This window comes from Streptomyces sp. NRRL WC-3618 (assembly GCF_001280005.1).
Classification (GTDB): domain Bacteria; phylum Actinomycetota; class Actinomycetes; order Streptomycetales; family Streptomycetaceae; genus Streptomyces.
Map to the genome: position 1 here is coordinate 1 of NZ_LGDW01000128.1, position 7,090 is coordinate 7,090.

The 7,090-nt window shown below is 71.5% G+C and carries 6 protein-coding genes and 1 pseudogene; 5 read left to right on the top strand and 2 right to left on the bottom strand.

Annotated features, from left to right (window positions below; all coding sequences use genetic code 11):
* Both ADL01_RS15315 and ADL01_RS15320 read right to left on the bottom strand, forming a co-directional pair.
* Window positions 1-721, bottom strand: a 721-nt coding sequence (locus ADL01_RS15315; protein ID WP_053742542.1) for an ankyrin repeat domain-containing protein, incomplete at its 3' end; no start/stop codon positions are given.
* Between the two features lie 75 nt (window positions 722-796).
* A complete protein-coding gene (locus ADL01_RS15320; protein WP_053742543.1) occupies window positions 797-1,750 on the bottom strand; it encodes a hypothetical protein in 954 nt (317 codons plus the stop codon).
* 189 nt (window positions 1,751-1,939) lie between these two features.
* Here ADL01_RS15320 and ADL01_RS15325 point away from each other — a divergent pair, with 189 nt between their 5' ends.
* The 5 genes and pseudogenes from ADL01_RS15325 to ADL01_RS15345 form a co-directional block, all read left to right on the top strand.
* The gene (locus ADL01_RS15325) at window positions 1,940-2,734 is read left to right on the top strand and encodes a S1 family peptidase (RefSeq protein WP_053742544.1); all 795 of its coding nucleotides are present in this window, start codon (window positions 1,940-1,942) and stop codon (window positions 2,732-2,734) included.
* Between the two features lie 268 nt (window positions 2,735-3,002).
* Window positions 3,003-3,347 carry a chorismate mutase gene (locus ADL01_RS15330; protein ID WP_053742545.1) on the top strand — a complete coding sequence of 115 codons (345 nt, stop codon included), beginning with the start codon at window positions 3,003-3,005 and terminating at the stop codon, window positions 3,345-3,347.
* A gap of 140 nt (window positions 3,348-3,487) precedes the next feature.
* Entirely contained in the window at window positions 3,488-3,964 is a 477-nt protein-coding gene (locus tag ADL01_RS15335) for a response regulator (protein ID WP_053742546.1), read from the top strand.
* A 114-nt stretch (window positions 3,965-4,078) separates the two neighbouring features.
* Complete coding sequence (pepN, locus tag ADL01_RS15340) at window positions 4,079-6,586, top strand: aminopeptidase N (RefSeq protein ID WP_053742547.1); 2,508 nt, start codon at window positions 4,079-4,081, stop codon at window positions 6,584-6,586.
* A gap of 176 nt (window positions 6,587-6,762) precedes the next feature.
* Window positions 6,763-7,090 (top strand): annotated as a pseudogene (locus ADL01_RS15345) (aspartate aminotransferase family protein); the annotation flags it as partial.

Consider the following 7,090-nt stretch of genomic DNA (forward strand, 5'->3'; position numbering starts at 1 on the left):
CCCCCTCCAACACCCCCACGATCTCCGCATGCCCGGTCCCCTGATCCGCGCCCCCCACCACCTTTCCGTCCCGTACGAGTTCGACGGACACCCCGTCCGCCCAACGCCGCGTCACGTACTCGCCGCCGAAGCCATGGGCGCGCCCCAACCCCGCCCTGAGTTCCGTCGCCACATCCAACCGCGTCCAGCGGCGCGCCTCCGTCAGGGCCTCCACCCTCGACCCGGCGCCGTGCGCCAGCAAGGACCGTACGCAGGCGGGGGAGCCCCGGCGGGCGGCCGTGACCAGTGGGGGTTCGCCGGTCGGGCCGGGGCGGTCCGGGTCCGCGCCCGCTGACAGGAGGGCCTCGGACACCGCCGCGTGACCGCATCGCAGGGCCCAGGCCAGGGCCGTGAAACCGAACGCCTCCACCGCGTCGGGAACGGCGCCCGAAGCGAGCAGCGCGCGAACGACCTCGGTGTGCCCGCCGCACGCCGCCCCGCACAGCGGGAGGTCCGAGCCCGCGCTCAGCCGGTCGGGCGCGGCACCGGCGGACAGCAGCAGCCGTACGATGCCGGGCGCGTCACTCACCGCCGCCACGTACAGGGCGGTCTGGCCGTCCTCGTCCACCGCTTCCGGGCTCACACCGAGCCGCAGCAGCCGTACGACCGCGTCCTCGTCACCTTCGTACACCGCGGTGAAGAGATCGCGCTCACTGCCGTTCGGAGGTCGTCGCCCGTTCATACCTTCCGACCTTCGCTCCCGAAGGCCCGGTGGAGCAAAGGATTTCGGGGTGAAACGCCCCACGCTTCCTTGATCTCACGTGTCGCACTCCAGCACCGTCCGGCACACCCCGCACCGCGCCCGCACCCGTCCCCGCACCGGCACCCGGATGCGCTGGTGACAGGTCGGGCAGGGGAACGAGACCCGCAGCGGATGGTGTCCCCCGTGCCGGTCGTGGTCGTGGCCCTGCTGTCCGTCGTGCTGCTCGCGGCCGGCGGGGCTGAAGCTGTACGGGACACCGTCCGGCTGTGCAGCCGCCGGCGAGTGCTGGTCCTGGGCATGGCGGCGGTCGCGTGCGTACCGCCGGCGGCCCGCCCACCCCGCCGCCGTCAGCGGGGGCTGGCGCGTGTCCCGGCAGGCCAGCTCCATGCCCGCCGTGTACGCCGTGTACGCCTGCGGGCTGGTGAACCAGATCGCCGGGTCCTCGTCGAAGACCAGCGCACGCTTGGCGAGGACGTACCCGAACTCCTCCGGGGTGAGATAGCCGAGCTTCTGCGAGGACGTCGCGTCCTCACGGAAGGCGTCCAGGAGCAGCCAGCCCGCGCCCAGGTAGGCCGCTGCCGTGTCCGTGAGGATCTCGTTGTCCCGCATCCCCGGGAAGGACAGGTCGAGACGGTGCAGGTAGATGTGCATCACCTCGTGCGCGAGGGCCGCGCCGATGTCCCTGCGATGGGTGCGGAAACGGTCGTTCAGCTCGATGAAGTACTCGGGCCCCGCCGCTAGTTCGACATTCGCCGCGTGGGTCATCGCGCGGAAACCGACGATCATACGAGCGTCCGGGAGCCGGTAGTGCCGGACCATCTCGCGGGCCACGCGCTGCACGCCCGGATACAGGTCGTCGGTGTCGCAGAAGGCCACGTCGACGGGGGCCACGCTGGTCGAGAAGGTCTGGACGGTGTCGTACGACAGCCTCTTGTACAGCGCGTTGATCGCGGCCCGCACCGTCTCCAGGTGTGGGTAGCCGTGTTCGACCGGTCCGCCGTTCGCCACGTCCGTACCCCCAAGACGCCCTGAACTCTTCTCCACGATACGTGCCCGGGTGCCGTCAGTAAGAGCGGATTTCCTTCCGTCCGGTTCCACCGCGGGCACGTGAGATCCGCCCTTGCCCAGCACCCGCATTGATCTTCATACTTACGTTCTTTGTCATCACACCCCCGCACACCCACGAAGGGACGTACGTTGACCCACACCTCGTCGGCCGGAAGAGGTCTTTCCCTCATCAAGCGGGCCGCGACGGTCGGGGCCGCGGCCCTCGCGATCGCGAGCCTCCAGCCCCTCGCCGCCCAGGCCGCGCCCGCGCCCGTCGTAGGAGGAACGCCCGCCGCGCAGAACGAGTTCCCGTGGCTGGTGCATCTTTCGTTGGGCTGCGGCGGCGTGCTCTACAAGAAGGACGTCGTCCTGACCGCCGCCCACTGCGTCGACGGCTCCGGTGCCAACACGGACATCACCGTCACCGCCGGGGTCGCCGACCTGAACGCCTCGGGGGCGATCGAGGTCAAGTCGACCAAGGTCCGCCAGGCCCCGGGCTACGACGGCAACGGCAAGGACTGGGCGCTCATCAAGCTCGCCCGGCCGATCAACAAGCCCACGCTCAAGATCGCCACGACCACCAAGTACAACCGCGGCACGTTCACCATCGCGGGCTGGGGCGACACCAAGGAGAGCGGCGGCACCGGTACCACCAAGCTCCAGAAGGCCACCGTCCCCTACGTCAGTGACGCGGGCTGCAAACTGCACTACGGCAAGCGGCTCGTGCCGGGCGACGAACTGTGCGCCGGCTACCTGGCGGGCGGCATCGACACCTGTCAGGGCGACTCCGGCGGGCCCATGTTCCGCAAGGACGACACCGGCGCCTGGATCCAGGTCGGCATCGTCAGCTGGGGCGACGGCTGCGCCCGGCCCGGCGTACCCGGCGTCTACTCCCAGGTGTCCACGTTCGCGAAGGACATAGCCCGGGCGGCGTCCGCCCTGTAGAGCCCCGAGTCCGGCGGGGCGAGACGGCCCCGCCGGCCACGGCTGCGCGACGCGCGGCGGGCAACGTCTGTATGGCCCCGTCGGCCGGCGCCGGCGCCGTGTGGAGCGACCGCGCCCCCGACCCCGCCGACCCGCCGACCCGCCGACCCGCCGATGATCGAACACCCGCGCACCACGTAACACCGAGATCGCGCCTACCTCACGCGCCCATCACGCAACCCGACGCCCCCCGAGGCGGCCTCCCGCATGCCACGTAATGTGGACGCCCATGACCACCAGTAACAACCGTGAGGTCGACCCCGCGATCCGCGCGGAACTCGGCCGGCTGCGCGAGAGCATCGACAACATCGACGCGGCCGTCGTCCACATGCTCGCCGAACGCTTCAAGTGCACCCAGCAGGTCGGCCACCTCAAGGCCGCGCACCAACTGCCGCCCGCCGACCCGAACCGCGAGGCCCAGCAGATCGCCCGGCTGCGCAGCCTGGCCGAAAGCGCCAACCTCGACCCCGCGTTCGCCGAGAAACTCCTCAACTTCATCATCGCCGAGGTGATCAGACACCACGAGCGCATCGCCGACGACACCCTGAACGGCGGGAAACCACCGGTGAATTGACCCCCGGGGCGTGACAGCCGGGCACCCGCGGGGGCATGCTGCGCTGTGCACTCCTTGTGCACTCGTAGTCAGCTGACGAGCACTGCGCGTCAGTACCGCGGGCAACTGCTGGTTGTCGACTCAGGAGGGGACGTCGGGCCATGCCCTCAGATGCCAGGATCCTCATCGTCGACGACCACGAGGACACCCTGTACGCCCTGGAGAGCGCCCTGGCCCCGCTCGGCTACCAGCTCGCCCGCGCCACCAGCGGCGACGAGGCGCTCAAGCAGGTACTGCGCGGACAGGTCGGCCTCCTGCTGCTCGACGTCCGTATGCCCGGCGTCAGCGGCCTCGACGTCGTGCGCTACATGCGCCGCCTCGAACAGACCCAGCACATCCCCGTCGTGCTGCTCACCGGCTTCGGCCCCGACGCCGAACTCACCTCCACCGCCTTCCGCCTCGGCGTCGCCGACCTCGTCATGAAGCCCATCGACCCATGGACCCTGCGCACCAAGGTCCGCTACCTCTACGACGCCCACCGCCGCCACCAGGCCCTCGAACAGGAAGTGCGGGAACTCCGCGCCCGCGTCAAGGACCACGACCTCCTCACCCGCACCCTCGAGGACGACCGAACCTAGCCACCACGAACGGCCCCACGGGCCCGCACCGGAGGCAGGGGCGCGCGGACGGACAAACGCCGTGTACCGATCCGCCCCTGTGCCCTGTCAGCGGCATCAGGCAGCATGTCCTCCATGTCCGTACTGACGCGCGACGAAGCGCAAGCCCGTGCCACCCTCCTGGACGTCCACCGGTACACGGTCGAACTCGACCTCACCACCGGCGACGACACCTTCGACTCCCGTACCGTGATCCGCTTCGCGGTGACGGCGGGCCACACCGGCGCGGACACGTTCGTCGAGGTCAGGCCCGCCGAGCTGCGATCGGCCACCCTCGACGGCCAGCCCCTGGACACCGCCGCGCTCGCCGACGGCCGGCTGCCCCTGACGGGCCTCGCCGAGGGCGAGCACGAACTGCGCGTGGACGCCGCGATGCGCTACTCCCGCACCGGCGAGGGCATGCACCGCTTCACCGACCCCGTCGACGACGAGACCTACCTCTACACCCAGATGTCCCTGGAGGACGCGGCAGCCGTCTTCGCCAACTTCAACCAGCCCGACCTCAAGGCCGTCTTCGAGTTCACCGTGCGCGCCCCCGAGGGCTGGACCGTCCTCGCCAACGGCATCACCACCGAGACCGCCGACGGACTGTGGCAGGCCGCCCCCACCCCCCGCATCTCCACCTACCTCGTCGCCGTCGCCGCCGGCCCCTGGCACTCCGTCCGCAGCGAACACCGCGGCCTCCCCTTCGGCCTCCACTGCCGCCGCTCCCTCGCCCCCCACCTCGACACCGACGCCGAAGAACTCCTCGACATCACGCGCGCGTGCTACGACCGCTACCACGAGAAGTTCGAGGAGCCCTACCCCTTCGACTCCTACGACCAGGCGTTCGTCCCCGAGTTCAACTTCGGCGCCATGGAGAACCCCGGCCTCGTCACCTTCCGCGACGAGTTCGTCTACCGTTCCGCCGTCACCGACACCGAACGCCAGACCCGCGCCATGGTCATCGCCCACGAAATGGCCCACATGTGGTTCGGCGACCTCGTCACCCTCCAGTGGTGGGACGACATCTGGCTCAACGAGTCCTTCGCCGAGTACATGGGCTACCAGACCCTCACCGAAGCCACCCGCTTCACCGACACCTGGACCGACTTCGGCGTCTCCCGCAAGGCCTGGGGCTACGACGCCGACCAGCGCCCCTCCACCCACCCCGTCGCCCCCGAAGCCGTCGAGGACACCGCCGCCGCCCTCGTCAACTTCGACGGCATCTCCTACGCCAAGGGCGCCTCCGCCCTGCGTCAACTCGTCGCCTGGCTCGGCGAGAAGGACTTCCTCGCCGGCATCAACACCCACTTCGCGCGCCACCGCTTCGGCAACGCCACCCTCGCCGACTTCATCGACTCCCTCGCCGCCGCCACGGAACGCGACGTCCACGCCTGGGCCGACGCCTGGCTGCGCACCACCGGCGTCGACACCCTCACCCCCCGCCTCACCAACGGCGACGCCGGCGGCTACACCCTCAGCGTCCGCCACGACGGCAGCCGACCCCACCGCGTCACCGTCGGCCTGTACGACCACGACGTCGCCGGCGACGGCACCCTCGCCCTGCGCGAGCGCGTCGACCTCGACGTCCCTCAGGACGCCCCGCACCCGGTCGGCAAGCGCCCCGCCCTGCTCCTCGTCAACGACGGCGACCTGACCTACGCCAAGGTCCGCTTCGACAGCGAGTCCTTCAAGACCGTCCGCGCCGCCCTCTCCGGCCTCCCCGACCCGCTCACCCGCGCGGTCGTCTGGAACGCCCTGCGCGACGCCGTACGCGACGGCCAGCTCCCGCCCGCGGACTATCTGGAGACCGTCCGCGCCCACCTCCCGCGCGAGACGGACCTCGCCCTCGTCCAAGGCGTCCTCACGTTCGCGTCGACCTTCGTCGCCGACCGCTACCTGTCCCCGGCACAGCGCCCCGCGGCCCTCGCGACCCTCGCCTCCCTGTGCCGCGACCTCATCCGCCGCACCGAGGACGGCGACCACCCCGGCCTGCGCCTCATCGCCGTACGCCACTTCATCGACGTCGCCGCCCACCCCGACACCATCGCCGCCTGGCTCGCCGACGGAATCGTCCCCGGCGGCCCCGAACTCGATCCCGAACTGCGCTGGCGCGTCCTGGCCCGGCTCGCCGTACTGGGCGCCACTAACGAGACGGAGATCGACGCGGAACTCGCTCGCGATCCCAGCGCCTCCGGACAGGAAGGCGCCGCCCGCTGCCGCGCCGCCCTGCCCGACCCCGAGACCAAACTCCGCGCCTGGGAACAGATGTTCACCTCGGACGCCCTCTCCAACTACCTCTTCGTCGCCACCGCCCAGGGCTTCTGGCAGCCCGAACAGAGCGACCTCACCGAGGAGTACGTCAAGCGGTACTGGACCGACGCCGTCGCCGTAGCCACCCGCCGGGGCCCCGCCATGGCCGACGCCGCCGGCCGCTGGGCCTTCCCGGCGGGCGCCGTCACCCCCGAAACCCTCCGCCTCGGCGAGGAGTGCCTGCGCGACGCCGCCCCCATACCGTCCCTGCGCCGCAAACTCGCCGACCAACTCGACGACCTGGGACGCGCACTGCGCGTACGGGAAGGGGCCCAGAAGCAGGCGTAACGCCCCTACGGTCGCGGAACGGGTACGCGGGGGGCGGGGGACGCCCCTGCCCCCGCACCGGCCCAACGGCAACCCCGTGCCCCCTTTCGGGTTCCGATCGTTGGTCTTCCCGGGCGCGTCGCCCCAGCCCCCGTCCAAGCTGGAACTCCCCAGCCACGCGCCCCGGGAGGACCACCATGCGCACACCGCCCCTCGCCTCGGGCGCCGAAGGCCCCGACGCCCTGCGGCCGTTGCTCGACACGGTCCTCGGCGCCCTCGCGGACGGCGCACACGCGCGCGGAGGCCCCCTCCCGGCCGGCGGACCCGAAACCGTCGCCCAGCGGCTACGCGACGCCGTCGGCGACGTCCTGCCCGACAAGGGCGACCCGGGCGCCCTCCACGACCTCGTACGCGCCCTCGCCGAAGGCGCCGCCGACCCCGCCCACCCGCACTGCGCCGCCCACCTCCACTGCCCGCCCCTCGCCGTCGCCACCGCCGCCGACCTCGCCGCCGGCGCCCTCAACC

Excerpts from the sequence above, each read along its gene's own strand:
- ADL01_RS15330 (WP_053742545.1), top strand. The coding sequence starts at position 3,003 with ATGACCACCAGTAACAACCGTGAGGTCGACCCCGCGATCCGCGCGGAA.
- ADL01_RS15335 (WP_053742546.1), top strand. The coding sequence starts at position 3,488 with ATGCCCTCAGATGCCAGGATCCTCATCGTCGACGACCACGAGGACACC.
- pepN (WP_053742547.1), top strand. The coding sequence starts at position 4,079 with ATGTCCGTACTGACGCGCGACGAAGCGCAAGCCCGTGCCACCCTCCTG.